Origin of the sequence: Acidisoma sp. PAMC 29798, assembly GCF_030252425.1 — a bacterium.
Lineage (GTDB): Bacteria > Pseudomonadota > Alphaproteobacteria > Acetobacterales > Acetobacteraceae > Acidisoma > Acidisoma cladoniae.
Genome location: NZ_CP126994.1, coordinates 3,167,887 through 3,192,779 on the forward strand (window position 1 = coordinate 3,167,887; position 24,893 = coordinate 3,192,779).

27 protein-coding genes are annotated in these 24,893 nt (G+C 64.9%); 25 read left to right on the plus strand and 2 right to left on the minus strand.

Translation table 11 applies throughout. The annotated features are described in order from the left end of the window. Window positions 1-116: 116 nt before the first annotated feature. The 15 genes from urtA to QP803_RS15345 all read left to right on the plus strand — a co-directional run bounded on the left by urtA (window position 117) and on the right by QP803_RS15345 (window position 13,273). A complete protein-coding gene (gene urtA, locus QP803_RS15275; RefSeq protein WP_284944335.1) occupies window positions 117-1,502 on the plus strand; it encodes an urea ABC transporter substrate-binding protein in 1,386 nt (461 codons plus the stop codon). 113 nt (window positions 1,503-1,615) lie between these two features. Beyond that, on the plus strand, window positions 1,616-3,241 hold the full coding sequence (gene urtB / locus QP803_RS15280; protein WP_284944336.1) for an urea ABC transporter permease subunit UrtB: 1,626 nt from the start codon (window positions 1,616-1,618) through the stop codon (window positions 3,239-3,241). Then, entirely contained in the window at window positions 3,238-4,401 is a 1,164-nt protein-coding gene (gene urtC, locus QP803_RS15285; RefSeq protein WP_284944337.1) for an urea ABC transporter permease subunit UrtC, read from the plus strand. Before urtB ends, urtC begins: the two co-directional genes overlap by 4 nt. Beyond that, window positions 4,398-5,162, plus strand: coding sequence for an urea ABC transporter ATP-binding protein UrtD (gene urtD, locus QP803_RS15290; protein WP_284944338.1), 765 nt, complete (start codon window positions 4,398-4,400; stop codon window positions 5,160-5,162). The genes urtC and urtD overlap by 4 nt, the downstream gene beginning before the upstream one ends. Window positions 5,163-5,174: 12 nt before the next feature. Next, window positions 5,175-5,870 (plus strand): urea ABC transporter ATP-binding subunit UrtE, encoded by a 696-nt coding sequence (gene urtE, locus QP803_RS15295; protein ID WP_284944339.1) that lies wholly within the window; start codon window positions 5,175-5,177, stop codon window positions 5,868-5,870. 23 nt (window positions 5,871-5,893) lie between these two features. Beyond that, window positions 5,894-6,760, plus strand: a complete 867-nt coding sequence (locus QP803_RS15300; RefSeq protein ID WP_284944340.1) for an urease accessory protein UreD — start codon at window positions 5,894-5,896, stop codon at window positions 6,758-6,760. Window positions 6,761-6,772: 12 nt separating this feature from the next. After that, the gene (locus tag QP803_RS15305; protein ID WP_284944341.1) at window positions 6,773-7,075 is read left to right on the plus strand and encodes an urease subunit gamma; all 303 of its coding nucleotides are present in this window, start codon (window positions 6,773-6,775) and stop codon (window positions 7,073-7,075) included. 10 nt (window positions 7,076-7,085) lie between these two features. Further along, entirely contained in the window at window positions 7,086-7,403 is a 318-nt protein-coding gene (locus QP803_RS15310) for an urease subunit beta (protein ID WP_284944342.1), read from the plus strand. A gap of 4 nt (window positions 7,404-7,407) precedes the next feature. Further along, entirely contained in the window at window positions 7,408-9,114 is a 1,707-nt protein-coding gene (gene ureC, locus QP803_RS15315) for an urease subunit alpha (RefSeq protein WP_284944343.1), read from the plus strand. A 3-nt stretch (window positions 9,115-9,117) separates the two neighbouring features. Further along, a complete protein-coding gene (locus tag QP803_RS15320; RefSeq protein WP_284944344.1) occupies window positions 9,118-9,627 on the plus strand; it encodes a hypothetical protein in 510 nt (169 codons plus the stop codon). Next, window positions 9,614-10,093, plus strand: a complete 480-nt coding sequence (locus QP803_RS15325) for an urease accessory protein UreE (protein ID WP_284944345.1) — start codon at window positions 9,614-9,616, stop codon at window positions 10,091-10,093. The genes QP803_RS15320 and QP803_RS15325 overlap by 14 nt, the downstream gene beginning before the upstream one ends. Continuing rightward, a complete protein-coding gene (locus QP803_RS15330; protein ID WP_350356032.1) occupies window positions 10,074-10,751 on the plus strand; it encodes an urease accessory protein UreF in 678 nt (225 codons plus the stop codon). Before QP803_RS15325 ends, QP803_RS15330 begins: the two co-directional genes overlap by 20 nt. Beyond that, window positions 10,748-11,374: an urease accessory protein UreG gene (gene ureG / locus QP803_RS15335; RefSeq protein WP_284944346.1), complete on the plus strand. Its 627-nt coding sequence runs from the start codon at window positions 10,748-10,750 to the stop codon at window positions 11,372-11,374. The genes QP803_RS15330 and ureG overlap by 4 nt, the downstream gene beginning before the upstream one ends. 122 nt (window positions 11,375-11,496) lie before the next feature. Continuing rightward, a complete protein-coding gene (locus tag QP803_RS15340; RefSeq protein WP_284944347.1) occupies window positions 11,497-11,862 on the plus strand; it encodes a cupin domain-containing protein in 366 nt (121 codons plus the stop codon). Between the two features lie 127 nt (window positions 11,863-11,989). Continuing rightward, complete coding sequence (locus QP803_RS15345; protein WP_284944348.1) at window positions 11,990-13,273, plus strand: D-amino acid dehydrogenase; 1,284 nt, start codon at window positions 11,990-11,992, stop codon at window positions 13,271-13,273. Here QP803_RS15345 and QP803_RS15350 read toward each other — a convergent pair. Further along, window positions 13,236-14,780 (minus strand): sensor domain-containing diguanylate cyclase, encoded by a 1,545-nt coding sequence (locus QP803_RS15350; RefSeq protein ID WP_284944349.1) that lies wholly within the window; start codon window positions 14,778-14,780, stop codon window positions 13,236-13,238. The genes QP803_RS15345 and QP803_RS15350 overlap by 38 nt on opposite strands. A gap of 145 nt (window positions 14,781-14,925) precedes the next feature. Beyond that, window positions 14,926-15,267, minus strand: coding sequence for a TIGR02300 family protein (locus tag QP803_RS15355; RefSeq protein ID WP_284944350.1), 342 nt, complete (start codon window positions 15,265-15,267; stop codon window positions 14,926-14,928). 106 nt (window positions 15,268-15,373) lie between these two features. On the opposite strand from QP803_RS15355, the gene aroA reads away from it, so the two are divergent. The 10 genes from aroA to trpA all read left to right on the plus strand — a co-directional run bounded on the left by aroA (window position 15,374) and on the right by trpA (window position 24,891). After that, on the plus strand, window positions 15,374-16,729 hold the full coding sequence (gene aroA / locus QP803_RS15360) for a 3-phosphoshikimate 1-carboxyvinyltransferase (protein WP_284944351.1): 1,356 nt from the start codon (window positions 15,374-15,376) through the stop codon (window positions 16,727-16,729). Beyond that, window positions 16,726-17,364 (plus strand): (d)CMP kinase, encoded by a 639-nt coding sequence (cmk, locus tag QP803_RS15365; RefSeq protein WP_284944352.1) that lies wholly within the window; start codon window positions 16,726-16,728, stop codon window positions 17,362-17,364. The genes aroA and cmk overlap by 4 nt, the downstream gene beginning before the upstream one ends. A gap of 227 nt (window positions 17,365-17,591) precedes the next feature. Further along, window positions 17,592-19,313 (plus strand): 30S ribosomal protein S1, encoded by a 1,722-nt coding sequence (gene rpsA / locus QP803_RS15370; protein ID WP_284944353.1) that lies wholly within the window; start codon window positions 17,592-17,594, stop codon window positions 19,311-19,313. A gap of 442 nt (window positions 19,314-19,755) precedes the next feature. Continuing rightward, complete coding sequence (gene sppA, locus QP803_RS15375; protein WP_284944354.1) at window positions 19,756-20,670, plus strand: signal peptide peptidase SppA; 915 nt, start codon at window positions 19,756-19,758, stop codon at window positions 20,668-20,670. A 90-nt stretch (window positions 20,671-20,760) separates the two neighbouring features. Next, window positions 20,761-21,081: an integration host factor subunit beta gene (gene ihfB / locus QP803_RS15380; protein WP_284944355.1), complete on the plus strand. Its 321-nt coding sequence runs from the start codon at window positions 20,761-20,763 to the stop codon at window positions 21,079-21,081. Between the two features lie 36 nt (window positions 21,082-21,117). After that, entirely contained in the window at window positions 21,118-21,429 is a 312-nt protein-coding gene (locus QP803_RS15385) for a lipopolysaccharide assembly protein LapA domain-containing protein (protein WP_284944356.1), read from the plus strand. Between the two features lie 15 nt (window positions 21,430-21,444). Continuing rightward, window positions 21,445-22,131 (plus strand): orotidine-5'-phosphate decarboxylase, encoded by a 687-nt coding sequence (gene pyrF, locus QP803_RS15390; RefSeq protein WP_284944357.1) that lies wholly within the window; start codon window positions 21,445-21,447, stop codon window positions 22,129-22,131. Further along, window positions 22,131-22,820: a phosphoribosylanthranilate isomerase gene (locus tag QP803_RS15395; protein ID WP_284944358.1), complete on the plus strand. Its 690-nt coding sequence runs from the start codon at window positions 22,131-22,133 to the stop codon at window positions 22,818-22,820. Before pyrF ends, QP803_RS15395 begins: the two co-directional genes overlap by 1 nt. Continuing rightward, a complete protein-coding gene (trpB, locus tag QP803_RS15400; protein WP_284944359.1) occupies window positions 22,817-24,064 on the plus strand; it encodes a tryptophan synthase subunit beta in 1,248 nt (415 codons plus the stop codon). Before QP803_RS15395 ends, trpB begins: the two co-directional genes overlap by 4 nt. Next, complete coding sequence (gene trpA / locus QP803_RS15405; RefSeq protein ID WP_284944360.1) at window positions 24,061-24,891, plus strand: tryptophan synthase subunit alpha; 831 nt, start codon at window positions 24,061-24,063, stop codon at window positions 24,889-24,891. The genes trpB and trpA overlap by 4 nt, the downstream gene beginning before the upstream one ends. Window positions 24,892-24,893 lie beyond the last annotated feature (2 nt).

Here is a 24,893-nt window from a genome sequence, read left to right on the forward strand (position 1 = left end):
CCACACGGAAACGTCATACGCGATTTGACGTATGGGCGTATCGCCCTGCGGACACCAAAACTCGTTTCCAGGTCGAGTAACGACGTAACCCAAGCTTGGAAACAGGACGCACGCTCATGACGGACGAGACAAAGCTGGACACGGCCATCCTTCCCGACATCGCCCTTCCCGAACTGGGCCGTCGTAGCCTGGGTGGTCTTGGCCTTGCGGCCGTTGCCGCCGCCGCTGTCGGCGCAACCGCCACCGCGAGCATCGTGGCCAGCACGCCCGCGCGCGCCCAGTCCTCCGGCGACACCATCAAGGTCGGCATCCTGCATTCGCTCTCCGGCACGATGGCGATCAGCGAGACTCCCCTCAAGGAAGTCATGCTGATGCTCATCGCCCAGCAGAACCAGAATGGCGGCTTGCTTGGCAAGCAGCTCGAAGCCGTGGTCGTCGATCCCGCCTCCAACTGGCCGCTGTTTGCCGAGAAGGCCAAGCAACTCCTCAGCGTCAATAAAGTCTCCGCCACCTTCGGCTGCTGGACCAGCGTTTCCCGCAAGTCGGTGCTGCCGGTGTTCGAGCAGCTCAATGGCATCCTGTTCTACCCGGTTCAGTATGAAGGCCAGGAATGCAGCCGCAATATCTTCTACACCGGCGCGGCGCCGAACCAGCAGGCCATTCCGGCCGTCGATTACCTGATGAACACCGAGCACGTGAAGCGCTGGATTCTGGCCGGCACAGATTACGTTTATCCCCGCACCACCAACAAGATTTTGGAAGCCTATCTGAAGTCCAAGGGCGTCGCGTCCACGGACATCATGATCAACTACACGCCCTTCGGCTATTCCGATTGGCAGGGAATCGTCTCCCAGATCAAGAGCTTCGGCTCCTCGGGTCAGAAGACCGCCGTGGTCTCCACCATCAATGGTGACGCCAACGTGCCCTTCTACAAGGAACTCGGCAACCAGGGCATCAAGGCGACCGACATTCCGGTCGTGGCCTTCAGCGTCGGCGAGCAGGAGCTGGCCGGTATCGACACCACGCCGCTGGTCGGACATCTCGCTGCCTGGAACTATTTCGAGAGCGTCGATGCGCCCGCCAATGCCCAGTTCATCGCCGACTTCAAGAAGTTCGCGAATAACCCCAAGCGCGTGACCAATGATCCGATGGAAGCCGCCTATATCGGCTTCAATATGTGGATCAAAGCCGTCGAGAAGGCGAATACGACGGACTCCGACGCGGTGATCGCGGCGCTGCCCGGCGTGTCCGTGCCGAACCTGACCGGCGATTATTCCACGATGATGCCGAACCATCACATCACCAAGCCGGTGCTGATCGCGGAAATCCAGGCGACGGGTCAGTTCAACGTCGTATCCCAGACGCCGGGCCTGGTCGTGGCGCAGCCCTGGTCGCCGTATCTGCCGGAGTCCAAGGACCTGATCGGCGACTGGCTGGCACCGATGTCCTGCGGCAATTACGACGTCGTTAAGGGCAAGTGCCTCGGCGCCAAGTCGGCTTAGCCATCGCCGCCGATGCTCGGCGGAATGCGCTTCGCTTTTCCGCCCTACAGCTGACACGTAGGGCAGAAAAGCGGAGCGTATTCCGCCACTCCCACTGTGAAGGAGGCCTGCCCGTGACACGGTATTTTCCATGGCGGCGGGCCTTCGCGGCCCTTCTGATCGCGATGCTGGCCTGGGCTCCGCTCACCCGCGCCGAGGCACAGACCGATCCCTATGCCGGCCTCATCGTCCCCAATTTCGACACCATCGTGACGGCGGTCGAGACCATCGCCCTGTCCGGCGATGCCCGCGCCAAGCCCGTACTGACGGCGCTCGGCAATAACGAACTCTATACCTGGAAATATCCACGCCCCGACCACGGCTTGTTCATCCATGACCTCGATGCCGGTCATTGGCTGAACGCCCGCACCGGCGCGGTGATCCCCACACCCCCCTTCATGGCGGTACGCAAAGTCGTCGCGAACGACATGGTGACGGGCGCCATCCAAACCGCCATGGGCGTGCTGGATCTGTCATCCCCCGTCGTCGCCACGCGCCGCAAAGCCGCCGAGGCGATCTTCGAATCCCCGGCCGCGAATACCCTGCCGATCGTGCAGCATGCGCTGAGCACGGAGAAGAACCCCTCGGTGATCGCAACGCTGCAACAGGCACAAGCCGCCGATGAATTGTTCACGCCCGGCACCGGCGTCGAGACCAAACTCGCGGCCGTCAAAACAGTCGGCGCGCGCGGTGACATGGTGTCGCGCAATATGCTCGCTTCGCTGTCATCCGGGCAGGACAAAACGGTCGCCGCCGCTGCTGCTGCGGCCATCGCCCATATCGATTTTTCGCTGAAACTCTGGAGCTGGTTGGAGACGGTCTATTACGGCCTCAGCCTCGGCTCGGTCCTGCTGCTCGCCGCCGCCGGCCTCGCCATCACCTTCGGCGTGATGGGCGTCATCAACATGGCGCATGGCGAAATGGTCATGATCGGCGCCTATACGACTTTCTGCGTTCAGGGCTTCTTTCGCGCCTATCTGCCGGACTTTTCCGGTATCAGCCTGATCGTGGCGATCCCGGTGGCCTTCGCGGTCGCCGGCGCCATCGGCATCGTCATCGAACGCTCGATGATCCGCTTCCTCTATGGCCGCCCGTTGGAGACATTGCTCGCCACTTGGGGCCTGAGCCTCGTGTTGCAGCAGGCGATCCGCAGCCTGTTCGGCGCAGAGAACCAGAATGTCATTACGCCGGGCTGGATGAGCGGCTATTTCACGCTTGGCGGCCTCACCATTACGCTCAATCGGCTGTGCATCATCATCTTCGCCTTCGCCGTCGTCGGCGGGTTAATGGCGGTGATGCGCTATACGCCGTTGGGCCTGCGCATGCGCGCCGTGACGCAGAACCGCCGCATGGCAGCCAGCATGGGCATCCGCACGCCCTGGATCGATGCCATGACCTTCGGTCTCGGCTCGGGCATCGCCGGCGTTGCCGGTGTCGCGCTCAGCCAGATCGACAACGTGTCCCCCAATCTCGGGCAGAACTATATCATCGACAGCTTCATGGTCGTGGTCTTCGGCGGCGTCGGTAATCTGTGGGGCACGGTGCTCGCGGCGCTCACGCTCGGCATCGTCAACAAAGGACTTGAGCCGGTGGCCGGCGCCGTGCTCGGCAAGATCGTTGTGCTCGTGCTGATCATCATCTTTATCCAGCGACGGCCGCGCGGTCTGTTCCCGGTCAAAGGACGGGCGGTGGAGGCATGACCCGCATATCCCTGCTGCTGACACCGGTCATCATCGTGGGCGTCGCGATCATTCTCGCGATCCTCAACCTGTCGACGCCGCCGACCAGCGCGCTGCATGTTTCAGACTTCGTCATCGGCCTCGCCGGCAAATACCTCTGCTACGCCATGCTCGCCCTCGCGGTCGATCTGGTCTGGGGTTTCGCCGGCATCCTGACGCTGGGGCACGCTGCCTTCTTCGCCCTCGGTGGCTATTGCATGGGCATGTATCTGACGCGCGAGATCGGGGCGCGCGGCGTGTATGCCAATGCCGATCTGCCGGACTTCATGATCTTCATCGGCTGGAAGCAGCTGCCCTGGTATTGGCATGGCTTCAGCCATCTGCCCTTCGCCATCCTGATGGCGCTGATCGTGCCCGGCGTGCTGGCGGCGGTCTTCGGTTTCGCGGCCTTCCGCAGCCGCGTCGGCGGCGTCTATCTGTCGATCATCACCCAGGCCCTGACCTACGCCTTGTTGCTCGCCTTCTTCCGCAACGACATGGGCTTCGGCGGCAATAACGGCATGACCGATTTCAAGGATATCGGCGGCTTCCCGCTCGACCGCAGCAGCACGACCACGACGCTGATGGTGCTGTCGGCGATTTTCACTGCTCTGTCCTTCTTGTTTGCGCGCTGGCTGGTGCGCAGCCGCTACGGCAAGGTGCTGGTCGCCGTGCGCGACGCGGAAAGCCGCACGCGCTTCCTCGGCTACCGGCCGGAATACTACAAGCTCGTGCTCTGGACATTGTCGGCGATGATCGCGGGCATCGGCGGCGCGCTGTATGTGCCGCAGGTCGGCATCATCAACCCGGGCGAATTCGCCCCCGCCAATTCGATCGAGGCGGTGATCTGGGTCGCGGTCGGCGGGCGCGGCACGCTGTCGGGCGCGATTCTCGGCGCTGTGCTGGTCAACTTCGGCAAGACGGTGCTCACGGGCGTGATGCCGGGCGCCTGGCTCTACGCCCTCGGCGGCTTGTTCATTCTCGTGACCCTCTTCCTGCCGCGCGGCATCATGGGCACCTTCGCCAAACGCATCGTCGGCGCGGCCTTGCCGAATGCAGGCCAGCCGCAGGGCCTCGCCGCCATCGATACCGAGGCCGCCGATCTGCATGAAGCCGGCGCCGATGTGGAGACGCCGGCATGAACGCGCAACCGATCGGGCCGACCAGCAACGACATCCTGTATCTCAACGGCGTCAACAAAACCTTCGACGGCTTCAAGGCCATCAACAACCTGTCCCTCGTTCTCGCGCGCGGCGAGATGCGCGCCGTGATCGGCCCCAATGGCGCCGGCAAAAGCACGATGATGGACATCATTACCGGCAAGACCAAGCCGGATACGGGGCAGGTGATCTTCAGCGCGTCCACTGACCTCACCAAGATGGACGAGCCCGCCATTGCGCAGCTCGGTATCGGGCGGAAGTTCCAGAAACCCACGACCTTCGAAAGCCACACGGTCTGGGACAATCTGTTGCTTGCCCTCGCTGGTGATCGTAAGCCCTGGTTCAACCTCTTCGCGCGGGAGTCCAAGGCGGAGGCGGAGAAGATCGAGGCTCTGATGGCCACGATCCGCTTGTCCGATCACCGCCATCGGATGGCGGCCAATCTGTCCCACGGCCAGAAGCAATGGCTGGAGATCGGCATGCTGCTCGCGCAAGATCCGCAAGTGTTGCTGGTGGACGAGCCTGTCGCCGGCATGACGGATGCAGAGACCGAGCAGACGGCGCATCTGCTGCGTGACATCAACCGCACGCGTTCCGTCGTTGTCGTCGAGCATGACATGACCTTCGTCCGCGCCCTCGGCGTGAAAGTGACCGTGCTGCATGAAGGGTCCGTGTTGTCGGAAGGCACGCTCGATCATGTCAGCGCCGATCCCCGCGTCATCGACGTGTATCTCGGACGATGAGGGAGCACCCGGATGCTTGAAGTCGAAGACGTCAGCCTGCATTACGGTGCCGCCATCGCGCTGCGTGGTGTCTCCATCAAGGCCGAACTCGGCACCGTCACTTCCATTCTCGGGCGCAATGGCGTCGGCAAGACCAGCCTGCTGCGCGCCATCACCGGCGCCCATCCCATCAGCAAGGGCGCCATCCGCTGGGAAGGGCACAGCATCGTCAAGCTGCCCTCCTATGAACGCGCGAAGCGCGGCATCGCCTGGGTGCCGCAGGGCCGCGACATCTTTCCGCTGCTGACGGTGCAGGAAAATCTCGAAACCGGGTTCGCCGTGCTCCCCAGACGGGAACGGAAAATCCCTGACGAAATATATGACTTGTTCCCGGTCCTGAAAACCATGCTGCGGCGGCGCGGCGGCGATCTGTCCGGCGGCCAGCAGCAGCAGCTTGCCATCGGTCGCGCCCTGGTCATGAAGCCGCGCCTGCTGGTGCTCGACGAGCCGACCGAAGGTATTCAGCCGAGCATCATCAAGGATATCGGCCGCGTCATTGCCCTGCTCCGCAGCCGGGGCACCATGGCGATCCTGCTCGTTGAGCAGTATTACGATTTCGCCCATGAGCTGGCGCAGACCTTGGCCATCATGGATCGCGGGTCGATCGTCATCCAGGGACCGCGCGACACTTTGGATGAGACCGAGGTCCGACGTCACCTGTCGGTGTGATGGATGGCCTGCCCGGACACTTCATGCCAGACAGAGGCATGGATTGCGCCTCCCCCACCGTTCGCCCGCAACGCGCTTTCGGCCGCATTCGCGTCCGCTTCGAACGGCGGGGGGACATCACGGCGCTGGCCGTCCTGCGCCAGGAAGGCTGCCTCAAGGCCCGCATGCCGCGCATGGAACCGGGCGCCACGGCCGAGGCCGTGTTGCTTAATACCTCGGGCGGCGTCACCGGCGGGGACGATCTGGGCCTGGAGATCGCGGCCGGCGCCGCCACCCGCCTGATCGTCACCACCCAGGCGGCCGAGCGCTTCTACCGCGCGACCCCGGCGTCACCGCCCGCCACCATCCGCACCACCCTGTCGGTCGCGGCAAGCGCGCATCTCGACTGGCTGCCGCAGGAAACCATTCTATTCGATGGCTGCCGCGCCGACCGCACCTTGTCCGTGGAGATGGCGCAGACCGCCAGTTTCGTCGGCGTCGAAAGCCTGCTCTTCGGCCGCCAGGCCATGGGCGAAGCCGTGCAACGCGCTTGGCTGACGGACCGCATTCGCATCCGCCACGGTGGCCGGCTCATTCTGCATGACGCCACCCGCATAGGCGGCGATATCGCAGCCCTCATGGCCCGCGCCGGCACCTTCGGCGATGCCCGCGCCATGGCGACAGTGGTTTTCGTCTCGCCCGATGCCGAAGGCAGGGTCACGGCCTTGCGCGATGCGCTCGGCACCGGCACCCTGCCTGAAGGCCCGGTCGAGGCCGGTGTATCCGCCTGGAACGGTCTCGTGCTCGTGCGGCTGCTGGCGCTGGACGGCGCAAGTCTGCGGCGGGCCGTGATGACGACGCTGACCATCCTCCGCGCGGGGGCCGCTGTGCCCGGCGTGTGGAGACTTTAGGGAGATGCCCGCGTGAACCTGACGCCGCGTGAGAAGGACAAGCTGCTCATCAGCATGGCCGCCGTCGTCGCCCGCCGCCGGCTGGAGCGTGGCGTGGTGCTCAACTATCCCGAAGCCATCGCACTGATCAGCGACTTCGTGGTCGAGGGTGCCCGAGATGGCCGCAGCGTGGCGGACCTCATGGAGCAAGGCGCCCATGTCCTCACCCGTGCCCAGGTGATGGAGGGCGTGGCGGAGATGATCCATGACGTGCAAGTGGAAGCGACCTTTCCGGATGGCACCAAGCTCGTCACTGTCCATGACCCGATCCGCTGAGGGGCCGCGCATGATCCCAGGTGAAATCATTCCCGTTGCCGGCGATATCGAGCTGAACGCCGGGGCAGTTCAAACCACGCTGACCGTCGCCAATACCGGCGATCGCCCGATCCAGGTCGGCAGCCATTATCATTTCGCCGAAACCAATCCCGGCTTGCAGTTCGACCGCGCCGCCGCGCGCGGCCAACGCCTCGATATCGCGGCCGGCACCGCCGTGCGGTTCGAGCCGGGCCAGACGAGGGAGGTGACGCTCATTCCCCTGCGCGGCGCGCGCATCGTGTTCGGTTTCCGGGGCGACGTCTCCGGCCCCCTCGATGTGAAAGGCTAATTCAATGGCCCGCATGTCCCGCCACGCCTATGCGCATATGTTCGGCCCCACGGTCGGGGACCGGGTTCGCCTCGCCGATACCGAGCTGTTCGTAGAGGTCGAGCGTGACCTCACCATCTATGGCGAGGAAGTGAAGTTCGGCGGCGGCAAAGTCATTCGGGACGGTATGGGCCAGTCCCAGGTCACGAACGCGGCGGGTGCGGCCGATACGGTCATCACCAACGCGCTGATCATCGACACCTGGGGCATCGTCAAAGCCGATGTATCCATCATCAGCGGTCGCATCGCCGGCATCGGCAAGGCCGGCAACCCCGATACCCAGCCGGGCGTGGACATCATCATCGGGCCAGGCACCGAGATCATCGCCGGCGAGGGTCGCATCCTGACTGCCGGCGGCTTCGATGCCCACGTCCATTTCATCTGCCCGCAACAGGTGGAGGAGGCACTGGCTTCCGGCATCACCACCCTGCTCGGCGGCGGCACCGGCCCCGCGACGGGCACGGCCGCCACCACCTGCACGCCCGGACCTTGGCACTTGGGCCGCATGATGCAGGCGGCCGAGGGACTGCCGATCAACATCGCCTTCGCCGGCAAGGGCAATTCCTCCCGCCCCGAAGCCTTGGAGGAAATGATCCGCGCCGGCGCCGCTGCCCTCAAACTGCATGAGGATTGGGGCACCACACCCGCCGCCATCGACAATTGCCTGAGCGTCGCGGACCGCTTCGATGTGCAGGTCATGATCCACACCGATACGCTGAACGAAAGCGGCTTCGTCGAAGACACCATCGCGGCCTTCAAGGACCGCACCATCCACGCCTATCATACCGAGGGCGCCGGCGGCGGCCATGCGCCGGACATCATTCGCGTCGCGGGCCTGCCCAACGTCATCCCCTCCTCCACCAACCCAACGCGGCCCTACACGCTCAATACGCTCGATGAGCATCTCGACATGCTCATGGTCTGTCATCACCTCGACCCCTCGATCTCCGAGGATATCGCCTTCGCGGAAAGCCGCATCCGGCGCGAAACGATCGCGGCGGAAGATATCCTGCACGACATGGGCGCTTTCTCGATCATCAGCTCCGACAGTCAGGCGATGGGCCGCGTGGGGGAGGTGATCACCCGGACTTGGCAGACGGCACATAAGATGAAGGTGCAACGCGGTTCGCTGCCTGGCGATGGCGCGGCCGACAATACGCGGGTCAAGCGCTACATCGCCAAATACACCATCAACCCGGCCATCGCGCAGGGCGTCTCGGCCCATATCGGCTCCGTCACCGTCGGCAAGATGGCCGATCTCGTTCTGTGGACGCCCGCCTTCTTCGGCGTGAAGCCCGATCTCGTGCTGAAATCGGGCATGATCGCCATGGCCATGATGGGCGACCCCAATGCCTCAATCCCGACGCCGCAGCCGGTGCACTCGAGGCCGATGTTCGGCGCCTTTGGGCGGGCGCTGCAACTCTCCTCCGTGCTCTTCGTGTCGGGCGCGGCGATCGATGCCGATATCGGCCGGCACCTTGGCCTCACCCGCCCGCTCGTCGCCGTCAGCAACACGCGCGGCGGCATCGGCAAGGCGAGCATGATCCATAACGACGCCACGCCGAACATCGAAGTCGATCCTGAGACCTATGAAGTGCGAGCGGATGGTGTGCTGCTGACCTGCGAGCCCGCGACGATCCTGCCGATGGCGCAGCGGTATTTTTTGTTCTGATGGATGCCCGGACAGACTAAACCCGGAGAGACTGACCCTCGTGCGCGGCTGGCCGGCTATTCCTATTGGTTCTGGCAGGATCGCATCTTCGGGCCGCTCGGCCTGATGTGGCTTGCGGTGGGCTCTCAAGGTGCGGCGGTGGTCTTCTGCTTCTATGACCGCTCCGGTCACAGGAGCAACGCTGTGCAGGCGACTATGCTCGTCTTCATCCTAGCCGTGCTCGCCTGGGCGCTGATATCCCAGCATCGGCCGATGATCCTGGCGGCGCGGCCGATCGCGGTGATCGTGGCGGCGCTGGGCGCACTGGAACTGTTGCTTCCGGGTGTCTGCACGCGCGTCATCGGCGCCTGGGCTCCGGGCTTCGGCGGCACGCGCATTCGCACGCTGTATCTTGCCAGCCTGTTCTTCGGCCTGGTCGGCGCGACCTTCATGCGCGGCCTATTCTGGGAGCGCTATCGGCGCTTCATCGATGGCGGCGACTGGCCGGAGAGGAATTCTGATGCGCGCGATTGAACTGCTGCCCGCCGGCACCTGGAAAGACGCTGCGGATGCCGTGCTGCTGGATCACGACCACCGTCACCGGCGGCGCTTTCTGCTGAAGACCGTGTCGGGCGAAGACTGCATGCTTGATCTGCCGCAGGCCGTGGCCCTGCGCCATGGGGATGGGCTGCGGCTGGAAGATGGCCGCATCCTCGCCGTGCAGGCCATGGCCGAGCGCGTGCTGGATATCCATGCCCATGACGAGGACGCGTTGATGCGCATCGCCTGGCATCTCGGCAACCGCCATCTGCCGGTGCAGTTCCTGCCCGGCCTCATACGCATCCGCTACGACCATGTCATCGCCGAGATGGTCGAAGGCTTGGGCGGCCATGCCGAGGAAGAGGACGCGCCCTTCGACCCTGAATCCGGCGCCTATGCGCCCGGCACCGGCGGCCACCACCACCATCACGGTCATGACGATGACGACCACAAGCACTGACGAGTTTCACTTCCTGCGGCTGTTGACCTGGTTGTCGCCGGCTTTCCCGACCGGTGGTTTCGCCTATAGCCATGGCTTGGAATGGGCGGTGGAATCGGGCGATGCGCGCAGCATCGCCGGCCTCATCGCCTGGCTGGTCGATATCCTGGAACACGGCAGCGGCCGGACGGACGCGATCCTGCTCCGCCACGCCCATCGCGCGGGGGTGGACGACGCGGCCCTGCATGAGGTGGCCGATCTCGCGGGCGCCCTGCCCGGCTGCCGCGAGCGTGCGCTGGAAACCACGGCCCAGGGTCGCGCCTTCCTCAACGCCGCCCTCGCCTGGAACACGCCGGTGCTGGCGGTGTTGAAGGGCCGCGAGGTCGCCTATCCGGTCGCGGTCGGCGCCGTCGCGGCGGCGCATGGGATTGATGAGGAACGCGCGGCGCTCGGCTTCCTGCACGCCTTCTGCGCCAATCTCGTCTCCGCCGCCGTGCGGATCGTGCCCCTCGGCCAGCAGGCCGGTCTCCGCGTGATGGCGGCGCTGGAGCCGGTGCTGATCGCCGTCTCCGACGACAGCCGGGACGCGACCCTCGACGAGATTGGCTCGGCCTCATTGCGCGCCGATCTCGCCTCCATGCATCACGAAACCCAGTATACGAGGTTGTTCCGCACATGAGCCTTTCGCCCCATGGCCCGCTGCGCGTCGGCATCGGCGGCCCCGTCGGCACCGGCAAGACCGCGCTGATGGACGCGCTCTGCAAGACGCTGCGTGACCGCTACGACATCGCGGCCATCACCAATGACATCTACACCAAGGAGGACGCCGAGTTTCTGACCCGCGCGGGGTCGCTGACGCCCGACCGCATCCTAGGTATTGAGACGGGCGGTTGCCCCCATACGGCGATTCGCGAGGATGCGAGCATCAACATGGCCGGGGTCGAGGATCTGCGGCGACGCTTTCCGGCGCTCGACCTCATTCTCATCGAAAGCGGCGGGGACAATCTGGCCGCGACCTTCAGTCCCGAGCTCGCCGATATCACCATCTACGTCATCGACGTTTCGGCAGGGGACAAGATCCCACGCAAGGGTGGACCGGGCATCACCCGCAGCGACCTGCTGGTGATCAACAAGATCGACCTCGCGCCGTATGTCGGCGCGAGCCTGGAGGTGATGGACCGGGATTCGAAGAAGATGCGCGGCGAGCGGCCCTTCGTCTTTACCAATATCCGCGCGGGCCAGGGCGTGGCTGAAATCGCCGCTTTCATCGAGCGCCAGGGCGGGCTGAAGCAGGCGGCTTAGTCAGCCCATTGGTGGAATGCGCTGCGCTTTTCCACCCTACAGGCCCATCGTCGTAGGGTGGAAAAGCGCAGCGTATTCCACCAACCTTACGCTCACTTCAACGATGGATCAGGAGGACGAGGATGGCCCGACTCCCCACAGCGGCCTTGGCCGCGTTTCTGCAGGACCTGCCGCAACCCGCCTCCGCGCATTGGCCGGAGGGCGTGCCTTTCGTCGAGGTGATGCGCCACGGCACCATGTCGCTCGAAATCTTCGCGCCGAGCGGGGCCGATCACCAGACACCGCATGAACAGGACGAGCTTTATGTCGTCGTCGGTGGTTCAGCGCAGTTCGATCATGAGGGCGCGGTCACGCCTGTCGTCAGCGGAGACGCGATCTTCGTACCCGCCGGTGACGCCCACCACTTCCGCGACATGAGCGAGGATTTCGTCACCTGGGTCATCTTCTGGGGTCCGAAAGGCGGCGAACCGGACAATGGCGGCCGGTGACGACGTGCTCCTCCGTTGCCCCGCCGCCGCAACAATGAAATACTTAACCGAACACGGTGCAAGAACACGGTGAATAGGGCGGAACGCGCGCGGGCCTGAAGTGTGTCGCCATAGCGGAGCGTGGATCTTGAAGCATATCGCCGTCATCGGCGCCGGCGTCACCGGCATCACCACCGCCTATGCCTTGCTCAAGCGAGGCTATGACGTGACGGTGTTCGACCGCCAGCGCTACGCGGGCATGGACACGTCCTTTGCCAATGGCGGCCAGCTCTCCGCGAGCAACGCCGAAGTCTGGACCAGCTGGGCGACCATCCTCAAGGGCATCAAATGGATGACCAAGAAGGATGCGCCGCTGCTGGTGAACCCCTGGCCCTCCTGGCACAAATACAGCTGGATGGTGGAATTCATGGCCCAGATTCCGCATTACCGGCAGAACACGCTCGATACCCTGCGCATGGCGATCACGGCGCGCCGGCATCTGGATGAAATGGCCGAGGCCGAGGGTATCGACTACCACCGCGAACCGCGCGGCATCCTGCATGTCTATCGCGACAAGCACAGCTTCGACGACGCCGCCAAGGTCAACCTCCTCTACGCTGAAGGTGGACTGGACCGCCGGGCCGTGACGCCGGCCGAGATGCGCCAGATCGAACCCACCTTGCACGGCGACTTTTATGGCGGCTTCTTCACCCCGTCCGACTTCACCGGGGATATCTATGCCTTCACGCGCGGCTTGGCCGCCGCTTGCGTCAAACGCGGTGGCAAGTTCCAATACGATACCAGCGTCCATCGCCTCCATCACACAACCACAGGTGTGGACATCGCCTGGGAACCGGCGATCAGCCGGCCAGGACAGGCGCCCGAGCAGGTGACGCATGTCGACGGCGTGGTCATCTGCGCCGGCGTTCATAGCCGCCGCTTTGCTGCTCAGCTGGGCGACCGGGTGAATATCTATCCCGTGAAGGGCTATTCGATCACCATTCCTTTAATCGCGGAAGAAAGCCGCCAGGGCGCGCCCTGGGTCAGCTTGCTGGATGATGGCGCCAAGATCGTGTCGAGCCGCTTCCGAGACCGCCTGCGCGTCGCCGGCACGGCGGAGTTCAACGGCTATAACCTCGACATTCGGGCCGATCGCATCCGGCCTCTCGCGCGTTGGACGCGGGATATGTTCCCCGATGTCGATACCAGCGGCGCCATCCCCTGGGCTGGGCTGCGGCCGATGCTGCCGAGCATGCTGCCCCGCGTGGGTGCCGGCAGCCGGCCGGGCGTCTTCTACAATACCGGCCACGGCCATTTGGGCTGGACCCTTTGTGCGGCGACGGCTGAGATGGCGGCCGACAGCGTCGTCGCCACCCTGCCCGGCGCCGCCGTGGCTACACTGGCACCGTCACAGAAGCAGGCTGCGGATTGACGATGCCGACAGAGACCCGGTTGCGGCCGAGGTGCTTGCTCGCATAAAGCGCGGTGTCCGCCACGTGAATAAGGGCGTCGGCCGGGTCCTCCCGCGAGGGAGACGCCGAAGCGACGCCGATACTGACGGTGACAAAACCGTTATTGTCGATATGCGCAATCGCCATCGCTTCCACCGCCGCCCGGATGTCCTCCGCGATCCGGGCTGCGGTCACACCGTCCGTATCGGGAAGCACGATGGCGAACTCCTCGCCCCCATACCGCGCGGCGACGTCATTCGGCCTGCGGATCTCACCCAACATCGTGTCTGAGATCATGCGAAGAACGCGATCGCCCGCCTGATGGCCGTAGCGGTCATTGTACGATTTGAAGCGGTCTGCATCGAGCAGCAGCAGGCTGATCGCCAGGCCAGCGCGGCGTGAGCGGCGCCATTCCCGGGCCAAATTCTCGTCGAAGCCCCGTCTATTCAACAAGCCGGTCAGTTGATCCGTTCGGGCCAGTTCACCAAGCTGGCGGTTCGCCTCCAGCACTTCACGCTCAGCGAGCGTCTTGCGGCGCACCTCCCGCGCGAGAAGAAGCGTGAGGGCCACGAAGCCCGCCGATAGAAGAATGACGACGACGCAAATTACAACGGCACGGGCGAGCCAATCACCCGCGATATCATTGGTCGAAATGCCGACAGAGACGATGAAGGGAAGGTCACCGACCCAACCTGCAGTATAGCGTCGGACGACATTGTCGATGCGTGACGCCCTTTGCGTGCTCAGGGTCGTCCCCCGAATCAGCGTCACGAGCTCTGCCTGGCCGATGACGCCATGTCCGATTGCAGACGCCCTCGTGGGCTGCCGCGCGAGCAGAAGACCATCCTGCCCCGCAAGCGAAATCACGCCGTCATGACCGAGAATGAGGCGGTCGAAGACATGAAGGATACCCGTGAGCGGCATCATGGCGATGACGGCGGCTGTCCGGCCGCACGCGGCGGCATGACAGCGGCGCATGAGCGCCACGATCGGCATATGCGGTGCTATCCACACCGTCTCCGCATACAGCGTCTCCACACCGACAGCGGAATGGGACAGCACTTCCGGCACTAAAGACTGATAACGCGCTGTCAAACCCGGGAGCGAACTGTTGAGGATCGTGCCGTCCGCAGCCACGATCAGAATGTCACCGGAGGCGTTACGCGCAGCCTGACCACCGAACAAGGTGTTATCGCCGTAGGCACTAAAGGTGATCGACCCGTCAGGGTCCGGCTCGCGCAAGATCGCGAGGAGGTCTTGCAAGCGCGTGTCGTAACGCGCGACCTCGACCTCGACCGTCTCCTGGGCCAGCACAAGGACGTTTCTGGCCATCTGGTCCGCACGTCGCACCAGATCCGCGCGGCTCTGCGCCAGCACGTAGCCGCAAGACACCAACAGCAACAGCGTCGCGAAGAGGCTGAGGGCTGCCGCAGCCTGGATAGACAGACGGCGGCCCATAAAATGCTGCCGAGACGCCACCGCTGTCATCCATCTATCCGATAGGTTCGTCCTGGCCGTTCATCCTCAGGCGCCGCGTCGACGCCGTTCTATGATATCGTTTAAAGACAGATCCACGGATCAGGTTCAATCGCGCGGCGATTCACATTGATACGATCTGAGAGACGATCTGCCTCTAGAGATCCCGCTCATCGACGTCCTTCTCGACCTCGATCTCCGTCTCGATCACGTCATCATCGTCATCAAGATCGGTCGATTCGTCGAGAACATCGTCATCCTCGGCGACGTCCTCCACTTCCACAGCCTCAGGATCGGCTTCCTCTGTTGCGCGGGCGGCCGGGGCGGCCTTCTTAAGACGCCGGTCATCGGCCGGATTGCCGCCGCGCTTGAGGCGGGGCTGCTCAGGCGGCTGCTCGGTACCGCATTTAGGGCAAGTCGGCGCAGACTTGCCGAGGTCATAGAATCGTGCGCCGCAGGAGACGCATGTGCGCTTGGTGCCGAGTTCAGGACTAACCATCGGGAGCCTCGTCAGAAAGCCGGGATGCTGAAAAGGGGGCGCCCTTGCCATCCCCTGAGCCGGCTGTCAAACCCCCGTTCCGCTCCACAGGCTTGACGAGATACCCATGGATCATTCGACGGCGCCCGCCGCTCAGGCGCGACCCTTTCGCGCGACGCCAGGGGCCACCCCTCTGTCCGGCCGCATCACCGTTCCGGGTGACAAATCCATCAGCCACCGCGCGTTGATGTTCGGTGCCCTTGCGCAGGGCCGCACGCGGATCACCGGATTGCTGGAAGGCGAGGATGTTCTGCGCACCGCCGCCGCCATGCGCGCGCTCGGCGCGACAGTGGTGCAGGACGGTCCCGGTGCCTGGCATGTGGAAGGTCAGGGGCGCGGCAATCTGACTGAACCCGCCGATGTGCTGGACATGGGCAATTCCGGCACGGCGGCGCGGTTGATCTGCGGCATCCTTGCCAGCCACCCGATCTTTGCCGTGCTGACGGGGGATGCCAGCCTGCGCAGTCGCCCGATGCGCCGCGTGACCGATCCGCTCGCCGCTTGCGGCGCGCGTTTCACTGGCCGCGCCGGAGGCCGCTTGCCGCTTGCGATCGAGGGTGCGGCCGAAACCCAGCCGCTGACCTATCGCCTTCCCGTCGCCTCCGCTCAGGTAAAATCAGCGATTCTTCTCGCGGGCCTGAACGCGGCGGGCGTCACCACCGTCGAAGAGCCGGAAGCGACGCGCGACCACACCGAGAATATGCTGCGTCATTTCGGGGCCGAGGTCGCTGTGGAGGTTGCAGGTACAGGGCGCGTGATCCGACTGACCGGTCAGCCGCGTTTGGTTGCGGCCGATATCCTGGTCCCCGGCGATCCCTCCTCCGCCGCTTTCCCCTTGGTTGCCGCCCTCATCGTGCCGGGTTCCGAGATCACAATTTCCGGCGTCGGCCTCAATCCCCTCCGCACCGGTCTTTTCGCCACGCTGCGGGAGATGGGGGCCGACCTCCGCATCACGGGCGAACGTGTCGAAGGGGGCGAGACGGTGGGTGACATCACCGTCCTCCACGGCCCGCTGCAGGCGGTCGAGGTTCCGCGCAGCCGCGCGCCCAGCATGATCGACGAATTTCCGGTTCTGGCCGTGGCAGCCGCCTTTGCCACTGGCGTCAGCCGCTTCCGCGGCCTGTCGGAGTTGCGGGTCAAGGAAAGCGACCGCCTTGCCGCCACCGCCGCCTTGCTCACCGCCAACGGCGTCGTCGTCGCAATTGAGGGCGACGACCTGATCGTCCATGGCATGGGCGGCCCGCCGCCCGGCGGCGGTATCGTGCTCACACATATGGACCACCGGCTGGCCATGTCCGCGCTCGTTCTCGGCCTTGGTTGCCGCGCCGCCGTCACGGTGGATGATGCGGCCTTCATCGAAACCAGCTTCCCCGGCTTTGCCGACCTGATGCGCGGCCTCGGCGCCGATATCGCCGCCGCATGACCATCACAGTCGCGATCGACGGACCCGCCGCCTCCGGCAAAGGCACCCTTGCACGTCGCCTCGCGGCCATCCTCGGGATTCCCCATCTTGATACGGGGCTGCTGTATCGCGCCGTCGGCCGTCGGGTGCTCGATGGCGACGGAGACCCTGCCGACCCAATGGCTGCCGCCCAAGCCGCGCGCGCACTGGTGCCGGCGGACCTTCAGCGGTCCGACTTGCGCGGGCCCGCTGCGGATTCCGCCTCTGCGGCTGTCGCCTCGGTACCAGAAGTGCGCGCGGCGCTTTTGGAGTTTCAGCGACAGTTCGCGGCCAAAGGCGCGGTGCTCGACGGCCGCGATATCGGCACGGTGGTCTTGCCGGATGCGCCGGTCAAACTGTTCGTGACCGCCAGCCTGGAGGTTCGCGCCCAGCGGCGATATCGGGAGCTTGTCGCGCGTCACGGCGTGGTGCCCGATATCGTGATCGTCCGCGCCGACATGGCGGCACGGGACGAAGCCGACAGCAGCCGCGCGGCGGCACCGCTGCGACCGGCCGAGACTGCGGTCATCCTCGATACCAGCGACTTGAGTGCCGATGAGGCCCTAGCCCGAGCCGAGGCGATTGTCCGCTGGAAGCTTGGCGCAGACCGGGATTGACGGCAGGCAACGCCCCGTCATCCGCCTTTCGCTTGACTTGACCACGCGTCGGCGTATCTCTCCGCCACGCGCTCCTCATACCGTCGCTGTAACGGACGGGCGCGCATCTCATCGGTCCGCCATTGTGCGGGCAAGCCGTGTCCGCCCGGGATGGTCCCGCAGGCTGTGGCGCGCAGACCCCGGCGCGGCTTACCCCGCGCCATCTGATCAAGGACAGAAATAGCCACATGTCAGCCAGTGCCGCCCTCCGCGAACGCGATCTTTCGGCGGAGGAGGATTTCGCGTCCCTTCTCGATGAGACCCTTGGCCGTGACACCGGGTTTGACGGTTCCGTCGTCTCCGGCCGCGTGCTTCGCGTTACCGACGATGCCGTTATCGTCGATGTCGGTCTCAAGAGCGAAGGCCGCGTCCCCCTCAAGGAATTCGGCCCCCCGGGTCAGAAGCCCGAAGTCGCCATCGGCGACGTGGTCGAGCTTTATGTCGAGCGTTACGAGGACCGGGACGGCACCATCGTTCTGTCGCGCGAGAAGGCTCGCCGCGAGGAGTCTTGGTCGAACCTCGAGAAGGCCCATGCCGCGAACCAGCGCGTCAACGGCACCATCTATAGCCGCGTCAAGGGTGGCTTCACCGTCGACCTCGGCGGCGCCGTGGCCTTCCTTCCGGGCAGCCAAGTCGATATCCGCCCCGTGCGCGACGTCGGCCCGCTCATGGGCACGCCGCAGCCCTTCCAGATCCTCAAGATGGATCGCGCCCGTGGCAACATCGTCGTGTCGCGCCGCGCCGTTCTCGAAGAGACCCGCGCTGAGCAGCGCAGCGAACTGATCCAGGGCCTTAAGGAAGGTATGATCCTGGACGGCGTCGTGAAGAACATCACCGACTACGGCGCCTTCGTCGATCTGGGCGGCGTAGACGGCCTGTTGCACGTCACCGACATCGCCTGGCGCCGCATCAACCACCCGTCCGAGGCGTTGCAGATCGGCCAGCCCGTCAAGGTGCAGGTCATCCGCTTCAACCAGGAAACTCAGCGCATCAGCCTCGGCATGAAGCAGCTTGAGATCGATCCCTGGGAAGGCGTCGCCGCCAAGTACCCGCCTGGTGCGAAGTATTCGGGCCGCGTCACCAACATCACCGACTACGGCGCCTTCGTGGAGTTGGAGCCCGGCGTCGAGGGTCTGGTGCACGTCTCGGAAATGTCCTGGACCAAGAAGAACGTCCATCCCGGCAAGATCGTCGCGACCAGCCAGGAAGTCGACGTGCTGGTGCTCGACGTGGATGCCGGCAAGCGCCGCATTTCGCTCGGCCTCAAGCAGGTTCAGCGCAATCCTTGGGAGCAGTTCGTCGAGGAGCATCCGGTCGGCACCGAGATCGAGGGCGAAATCCGCAACATCACGGAATTCGGCCTGTTCATCGGCATCACCGCAGACATCGACGGCATGGCCCACATGTCCGACCTGTCTTGGGACGAAGCCGGCGAGACCGCCATCGCCAACTACAACAAGGGCGATATCATCAAGGCGAAGGTGCTCGACGTCGATGTCGAGAAGGAGCGCATCAGCCTCGGGATCAAGCAGCTTCGCGATGATCCGGCGGCCGGCGTGTTCGATCGCGTCCACAAGGGCGACATCGTCACCTGTATCGTCACGGCCGTTCAGGCCAATGGCGTCGAGGTCTCGGTCGATGACGTCCTCACGGGCTTCATCCGCCGCGCCGAGTTGGCCCGCGACAAGGGCGATCAGCGCCCCGACCGCTTCGCCGTCGGCGAGAAGGTCGATGCCAAGATCCTCTCCGTCGATCGCGCCGCCCGCAAGTTGGCGCTGACGATCCGCGGCAAGGAAATGGACGAGGACAAGCAGGCCGTTCAGGAATACGGCAGCGCGGACTCGGGCGCTTCCTTGGGCGATATCCTGGGAGCCGCGATCCGTCGCCGCAACCAGCAGTCCGATACCTAAACCTCTACCGCTCAGAACGGGCCGCCGGCGGTGCGAAAGCATCACCGGCGGCCTTTTTTGTTGGGCGCGTTTGCACTGCGCGAAGAGTCGTTGAAAATTAACGCCAGACTGGCTTAGTAAGGATCGCCGATGGGGTGAAGGATCTGCAGTCCTCCACCCCTTCTGCTCTAGCTACGCCACCCGATTTTCAGTTTTAGCTGAAAGCCAAGAAAACGTAGACGGAACAGGAAGAGGGTGATTCTCTTCACATCGGCGACCTCCTAATGGCCCCGCTGTCCCATTGACGGCGGGGCTTTTCTATTCTGAACACAAAACGAATTGATGAGAGTTTGTCGGTGTTGCCCCCGCGAGCACCCGTCATCCTCGGCGAAGGCCGAGGATCCACGGCTTCCCTCGGGATGCATCACCAAGCGGAGAACCGCCTTAGTAGACGGGAATGAAAATGAGCCTCGAGACCGACCTCATTCTGGATCGCCGGCGGCTCAAGCGCGGGCTCATCACCTGGCGCGTCATCGCCATCCTAGCAGTGGTGATCGCGATCTGCGCCTTCCTCGGGCATGGCGTGGCGACCTTGCAATTCGGCCGCTACGTCGCCGTGCTGCACGTCGATGGCATCATCACCGATGACGAGAAACGCACCGATGCGGTGGCGCGTGTGGCGACCGACCCACGCGCGGTGGCGCTGATGGTGGTGATCGATAGCCCCGGCGGCTCCGTCGCGGGGGGTGAGGCGCTGCACGATGCCATCGCGAAGGTGGCGCGGGCCAAGCCAGTGGTCACCGTCATGCGCGGCACGGCGGCCTCGGCAGGCTATATGATCGCCGTGCCCGCCGCCCGTATCTTCGCGCGCAATTCGACCATCACAGGGTCGATCGGCGTGCTGATGGAAGCGCCCGAGCTGTCAGGCCTGCTCGGCAAGCTCGGGATCGATGTGCAGACGCTCGTCTCCGGCCCGCTCAAGGGTCAGCCGAGCCTGACTGCGCCCTTGAACGATCAAGGGCGGCTGGCGCTGCAATCGCTGCTGATGGATCTCTATGGCCAGTTCGTGGACATGGTCGCTCAGGGCCGTCACATGGACCGCGCGGCGGTGCTCGCCCTCGCCGATGGTCGCGCCTATTCGGGCCATCAAGCCCTGGCGCTGCACCTGATCGACGCGATCGGCGGCGAAAGCGACGCCCGCGACTGGCTCGCCAGCGCACACCAGGTGCCAAGCAGCTTGCCCACCCGTGAGGTGAAGGACAACAGCGGCGGCTTGTCGTTTCTCGGCCTCAAGATCGGCGGCATCGCAAATCTGTTGTTTTCCCAACGACTTACGCTTGACGGCGCCTGGGCGGTCTGGCAGCCTTCAGGGGTCTGACACGCCCTCGACGATGCGTTCGGATAGCGAGACCGATATCGGTCAAGACGTTGCGCGCATCGTTTTAGAATTTGGGTGAAGACCAGCCGAATGACGAAATCCGAGCTGATCGCAGCGCTCGCCGTCTCGAACCCTCATCTGACGGGCCGTGACGTTGAATTGATCGTGGCGACGATCTTCGACCAAATAAGTCAGGCGCTCGCGCGCGGCGAGCGGGTGGAGTTACGCGGCTTCGGCGCCTTCACCGTCAAACAGCGCGTGGCGCGCACAGGGCGCAATCCGCGCACCGGAGAATCGGTTCCGGTCGATGAAAAAGTCGTGCCTTTCTTCAAGGCGGGCAAGGAACTGCGCGGCCGCGTCAACAAAGGCGCCCCGGCAAGTCAGCGACGGCAGGCCCGCGCCGAGGGCTGACCTTTCCGGCGGGCTCAGACTGTAGAATAAAGTAGCATGTTCCGTCTCATCCCGGCCCTGATCGTCGTTCTCATTCTCGTGCTGTTCGCACTGTCGAACCGTGAAGCGGTTTCGCTCGGCTTCTGGCCAACCGATTACAGCGCGCAGGTGCCGCTGTCGGCGGCCATCCTGGTCGGCATGGCGCTCGCCTTCTTCCTCGGCGCTGCCGTGGTTTGGGTCGAGCATCTTGGCCTCCGCCGCCGCGCCCGACGCGCGGAAGCCGCAGTCTCCCGCCTGCAGGCTCAATTGGCGCAGGCCGAGCTGCGGCAGACATCGCCCACCTTTGCCTTGCCGCCCCCCGAAGTCTGATCGGGGGCGCTCACCTTGCCCAACCGGATCATCGCGGCGCTCGACACGACGGATCTCGCCACTGCGCAGACCTGGGCCCGGTCGCTCGCGCCCCATTGCGGCTTGATGAAGCTCGGCCTCGCCTTCTTCATGGCGCATGGTCCCGCCGGCGTTCGGGCCGTCACGGACCGGCCGGTCTTTCTCGACCTCAAGCTGCACGACATCCCTAATACCGTCGTGGGCGCCGTATCGGCCATTCTGCCTTTGGGCGCGCGCATGCTGACGCTGCATGCGGCGGGCGGCGCGGCGATGATCGCAGCCGCACGCCGCGCGGCGGACGCGGGCGGCCCTGAGCGGCCGAAGCTGCTGGCCGTCACCGTGCTCACCAGCCTGTCAGCCGCCGCATTGGCTGAGACAGGCGTGATGGGATCACCCTCCGAGCAGGTCCTGCGCCTGGCCAAGCTCGCCCTCGATGCCGGGGCCGATGGCTTGGTATGCAGCCCGCAGGAAGTGGCGATGCTTCGCCGCCATATCGGGCCGAACCCGCTTCTGGTCGTGCCGGGCATTCGCCCCGAAGGCGCGCCCGCCGGTGATCAGGCACGGACCATGACGCCGCGTGAGGCCGTCTCTGCCGGTGCAGACTGGCTGGTGATCGGCCGCCCGATTACTGCCGCCGCCGACCCGGCCCTGGCTGCCGCCGCAATCGCTGCGGATATCCTGTGATGCGGATTAAGATCTGCGGAATCAACAGCGCCGAGGCCCTGGCCGCCGTCGTGGCAGGGCGGGCGGATTACGCCGGCTTCGTCTTCTTCGCGCGCTCGCCCCGCGTCGTGACGGCTGCCCAGGCCGCCGCGATCCGCGCCACGCAGCCGGATGCGACGCCGACCGTTGGCCTCTTTGTCGAGCCGAAGCTCGACGAGATTGCCGCCGTCTTAGCCGTGATGCCGCTCGATATCCTCCAGATCTATGCTGAGCCCGACCGCGCGCGGGAGATCCGGGGCCGCTTCGGCCGGCCCGTCTGGCTGGCGCGTGGTGTTTCCAGCCGCGCCGATCTCGCCGCCGTCGAGCGTGAGTCGGAGGGCCTGGACGGGTTGGTGATCGAATCCAAACCACCGCCCGGTGCCACCCGCCCCGGCGGCAACGCGACAGCGATCGACTGGTCCCTGCTGGCCGGTTGGTACCCCCGCTTGCCCTGGCTGCTGGCCGGCGGCCTGACACCGGACAATGTCACCGCGGCCATCGCCCGGTCGGGAACCAAGGGCGTCGATGTTTCCTCAGGCGTGGAAACACATCCAGGGGTGAAGGATCCGGCTCTCATCACGTCCTTCATAGAAGCGTCACGAAACGCCCCGGCAGGTCTTTCGGCAGCCGGCCACGCGGAGTATGAGAGGCGCGAGCAGGGGGTTCCGTGAACAAGCACTTCGATACGTCGCTTTCTGGCCCGTCATCAGGTCAGAACAGCCTTCGCAATGGCCCGGACGATCGCGGCCGCTTCGGCGTCTATGGCGGGCGTTTCGTCGCCGAGACCTTGATGCCGCTCGTGTTGGACGTCGGGAAGGCCTATGAGGCCGCGCAGAACGACCCCGCCTTCCAGGCCGAGTTGGATGGCTATCTCAAGAATTACGTCGGGCGCCCGAGCGCCCTTTGGTTCGCTGAGCGCCTGACGGCGCATTTCGGCGGCGCGAAGATCTACTTCAAGCGCGAAGACCTCAATCACACCGGCGCGCACAAGATCAACTCCTGCATGGGCCAGATTCTGCTCGCGCGCCGCATGGGCAAGACCCGCATCATTGCCGAAACCGGGGCTGGCCAGCATGGCGTCGCGACCGCCACCGTCTGCGCTCTGTTTGGCCTGCCCTGCGCGATCTATATGGGCGCCGTCGATGTGGAGCGGCAGAAGCCAAACGTCTTCCGGATGAAGCTCCTCGGCGCCGAGGTCAAAGCCGTCACGGCTGGCTCCGCCACGCTCAAAGACGCCATGAACGAGGCGATGCGAGATTGGGTCGCCCATGTCGACGACACCTATTACCTGATCGGTACGGCGGCAGGTCCGCACCCCTACCCTGCCATGGTGCGCGACTTCCAATGCGTCATCGGCAATGAGGCCAAGGCGCAGTTGTTCGAGGCCGAGGGGCGCTTGCCGGATGTCGCGATCGCGTCCGTCGGCGGCGGCTCGAATGCCATCGGCCTGTTCCACCCCTTCCTCGATGAGCCCTCCGTGCGCCTCATCGGCGTCGAAGCCGGCGGCCATGGCGTCGATACCGAGCAGCATGCTGCCAGCATGGCGCGCGGCACGCCCGGTGTGCTGCATGGCAACATGACCTATCTCCTCCAGACGGCGGACGGGCAGATCCAGGAAGCGCATTCGATCAGCGCCGGCCTCGACTATCCTGGCATCGGACCCGAGCATTCCTTTCTGTTCGACACCAAACGCGTGGAATACGTGCCGATCAATGACGATGAGGCGCTGGCGGCCTTCCAGCTCTGTTGTCGGGTCGAGGGTATCATTCCCGCTCTGGAATGCGCCCATGCCCTCGCGCAGATCGGCAAGATCGCCGGTGCGATGGGTAAAGACGAGATCATCCTGATGAACATGAGCGGACGCGGCGACAAGGACATCTTTACTGTGGCCGCCCATACCGGGGTCACGCTGTGAGCCGAATCGCCGCCCGTTTCGCGGCTTTGAAGCGCGAGGGGCGTGGGGCGCTTATTCCGTTCCTCGAAGCCTATGACCCGGACCTCGACACCAGCACCGCCATTTTGCACGGCATGCCGGCGGCGGGCGCCGATCTCATCGAAATCGGCATGCCCTTCACCGACCCGATGGCGGATGGCCCGACCATTCAGCTGGCCGGCCAACGCGGGTTGAAGGCCGGCGCCACCTTGGTGGGCACCCTCGCCATGGTCGCGAAGTTTCGCCAGGTGGATGAGACGACGCCTATCATCCTGATGGGTTACCTCAACCCTATCGTGGCCTATGGGCCGGAGCGCTTCTGCAAGGACGCGGCCATAGCGGGCGTCGATGGCCTGATCGCGGTCGATCTGCCGCCCGAGGAAGCCGACCTTGTGGCGCCCTTTGCCCAGGCCGAAGGTCTCGACATCATTCGCCTGATCGCGCCGACCACGGATGACGCACGGCTGCCTTATGTCCTCGAAGGCAGTTCCGGCTTCATCTATTATGTCGCGATTGCGGGCATTACCGGCACCCGCAGCGCCTCGACGTCCGATCTGTCCGCCGCCATCCCTCGGATTCGGCGCTTTAGTGACCTGCCGATTGCCATCGGTTTCGGCGTCCGCACGCCTGCCCAGGCGGCGGAAGCGACCACCATCGCCGATGGCGCAGTGGTGGCCTCGGCGCTTATTGAGACTCTGGCGAAGAGCCTCGACGAGAACGGCCGCGCCAAGCCCGGCACGGCGAACCTTGTGCTGGACCAAGTGCGGGATTTGGCCGCCGCCGTCCGTGGCGTGCGCGCCGCGGCCTAAGG